2 protein-coding genes are annotated in these 2768 nt (G+C 44.3%); one reads left to right on the plus strand and one right to left on the minus strand.

Translation table 11 applies throughout. From position 1 onward, the window contains the following. A partial coding sequence (locus ACESMA_RS19780) for a hypothetical protein (RefSeq protein ID WP_372950602.1) occupies positions 1-181 on the plus strand: 181 nt, incomplete at its 5' end. Positions 182-519: 338 nt separating this feature from the next. Here ACESMA_RS19780 and dnaK read toward each other — a convergent pair. Then, positions 520-2451: a molecular chaperone DnaK gene (gene dnaK, locus ACESMA_RS19785; protein ID WP_372950603.1), complete on the minus strand. Its 1932-nt coding sequence runs from the start codon at positions 2449-2451 to the stop codon at positions 520-522. Between the last annotated feature and the right edge of the window lie 317 nt (positions 2452-2768).

Consider the following 2768-nt stretch of genomic DNA (forward strand, 5'->3'; position numbering starts at 1 on the left):
TTTTCTCCGACGTTTTCTCCGACATTTTCTCCGACTCTTCCCCGACGTTTTTCCCGACTCTTTCTTCAGCCTCCATCTTAAAATCTACGATTACGGAGTCAAATTCAATCTGCTAATCCGGTACAGTGGAATTACAGGTTTTCCAGTTCTCATCGATTTTATCGAACCCAAACACTGGTAAAATTCAATTATTTATCTAAGCTTTAAAAACAATAGCAAATACAACAAAATAGCCACCATTGAAAACAGCAACCCGCCCATAGCGCCTGCGGCAAATGCAAACCAAAACACTTCCGACTGGCCGCCCCAAACAAACGGGACCAATCCAAGGACGGTTGAAAGTATGGTTAAGGCGATGGCTGTAAATTTTTGATTGAAGGCTTTCAGATGTCAAAACTAAAACCTGCATCGTCAGCGAATTCAACCATTAGGGAAAAACAAGTCACTACAAACAATAAAAAACGCAGTAAATCATAGACCTACTGCGTTTTGTAAATTATTGATAATCTTTCTCGTACTCTATTTGACTTCCTCAAAATCCACATCGGTAACTTCGCCGTCGTCCTTTGAGCCGCCTTTGTCGGAACCGCCCTGTTGAGACTGTTGCTGCTGTCCACCTTGCGGACCGGCCTGCTGACCTCCCTGAGCCTGTGCAGCATTGTACATTTCCTGCGAAGCAGCCGAGAACACGGTATTCAGTTCATTCATAGCTGTATCAATGGCTGCCATATCCTGGTTTTTATGTGCTTCTTTCAGTTTGGCCAAAGCATCTTCGATGGGCTTTTTCTTGTCAGCCGGAATTTTGTCGCCATACTCTTTCAGTTGTTTTTCAGTCTGGAAAATCAAACTGTCGGCCTGATTCAGCTTATCCACTTTTTCTTTGGCCTGTTTGTCGGCTTCGGCATTGGCTTCAGCTTCCTGCTTCATTTTTTTGATTTCGTCTTCAGATAAACCTGAAGAAGCCTCAATACGGATTGACTGCGATTTTCCGGTAGCTTTGTCTTTGGCATGTACATGCAAAATTCCGTTGGCATCAATGTCGAATGCCACTTCAATTTGCGGCACGCCACGCGGAGCTGGTGGAATACCGTCGAGGTGGAAACGACCGATGGTTTTGTTCCCTGAAGCGATTGGCCTTTCTCCCTGCAACACATGAATTTCAACCGAAGGCTGATTGTCGGCAGCGGTGGTAAAGGTTTCCGCTTTTTTGGTAGGAATGGTGGTGTTTGCTTCAATCAGTTTTGTCATTACACCGCCCATGGTTTCAATACCCAGTGAAAGCGGGGTAACATCGAGCAGTAACACATCTTTTACTTCGCCGGTAAGCACACCACCCTGGATGGCAGCGCCAACAGCAACAACTTCATCCGGGTTCACCCCTTTCGACGGATTTTTTCCGAAAAATTCCTTCACTTTTTCCTGAACTGCAGGAATACGTGTTGAACCACCTACAAGAATCACCTCATCGATATCACTGGCTGTTAATCCTGCGCTTTTCATTGCCTTGCGGCAAGGTTCAATGGTCGCGTTAATCAGCGAATCGGAAAGCTGTTCGAATTTTGAACGAGTAAGTGTTTTCACCAAGTGTTTTGGAATACCGTCAACCGGCATTATGTAAGGCAGGTTGATTTCGGTTTGTGTTGAACTCGACAACTCGATTTTAGCTTTCTCGGCAGCTTCTTTCAAACGCTGCAGAGCCATCGGGTCGCGTTTCAGGTCAACACCCTCATCTCTTTTAAATTCATCTGCCAGCCATTCGATAATCACCTGATCGAAATCATCACCACCAAGGTGGGTATCCCCGTCAGTTGATTTTACTTCGAAAACACCGTCGCCCAGCTCAAGGATAGAAATATCGAATGTTCCTCCCCCGAGGTCGAACACGGCAATTTTCATGTCTTTGTGCATCTTGTCTAAACCATAAGCCAACGATGCGGCAGTAGGTTCGTTGATGATTCGGCGTACTTTCAGCCCGGCAATTTCACCGGCTTCTTTGGTAGCCTGACGCTGTGAGTCACTAAAATATGCGGGTACAGTAATCACGGCTTCGCTCACTTCCTGTCCCAGGTAGTCTTCGGCGGTTTTTTTCATTTTCTGCAAAACCATGGCCGAAATTTCCTGAGGCGAATATTTGCGGTCGTCAATCTGTACACGCGGCGTATTATTATCTCCCTTAACTACTTTGTAGGGTACTCGTGCTACTTCTTTGCTTACCCTGTCAAATGTTTCACCCATGAAACGTTTGATAGAGAATACGGTTTTTGTGGGGTTGGTAATCGCCTGCCTTTTTGCCGGATCGCCAATTTTGCGTTCACCGTTTTCAACAAAAGCAACAATCGAAGGTGTTGTGCGTTTTCCTTCGCTGTTGGGTATTACCACAGGTTCGTTACCTTCCATAACTGCCACACATGAGTTGGTAGTCCCTAAGTCGATTCCAATTATTTTTCCCATTTTAATATATATTTCGTTATTGTTTAAATTTTCTGTTCAGTTATTTCACTAAAACTGTACGCTGATTATCAATGACTGTGCCATCGGGAAATTTGGGGAACAATCCGAAAATATGGCACAAGGGAATGGGAACCGGCGGAAACAACTGTCAAAAACCGGTGACAAAAAGGCAGAAATGAGTTTTCATTTACTATTTCTCATACCTTTGTTAAAAATGCAATTAATTCTACTTTGACACATTTATTGTTTTGAATAACAGAGGTCTATATCGTATTGCCGTTTTATGTGGCGTTCCTTTAGTTGCCTAAGCAAGCGGT

The sequence above is a fragment of the Mariniphaga sp. genome (assembly GCF_041687215.1).
Lineage (GTDB): Bacteria > Bacteroidota > Bacteroidia > Bacteroidales > Prolixibacteraceae > Mariniphaga.

What these genes read in the sequence shown, in the direction of transcription:
- dnaK (WP_372950603.1), bottom strand. Translation starts at nt 2,451, where the DNA reads ATGGGAAAAATAATTGGAATCGACTTAGGGACTACCAACTCATGTGTG.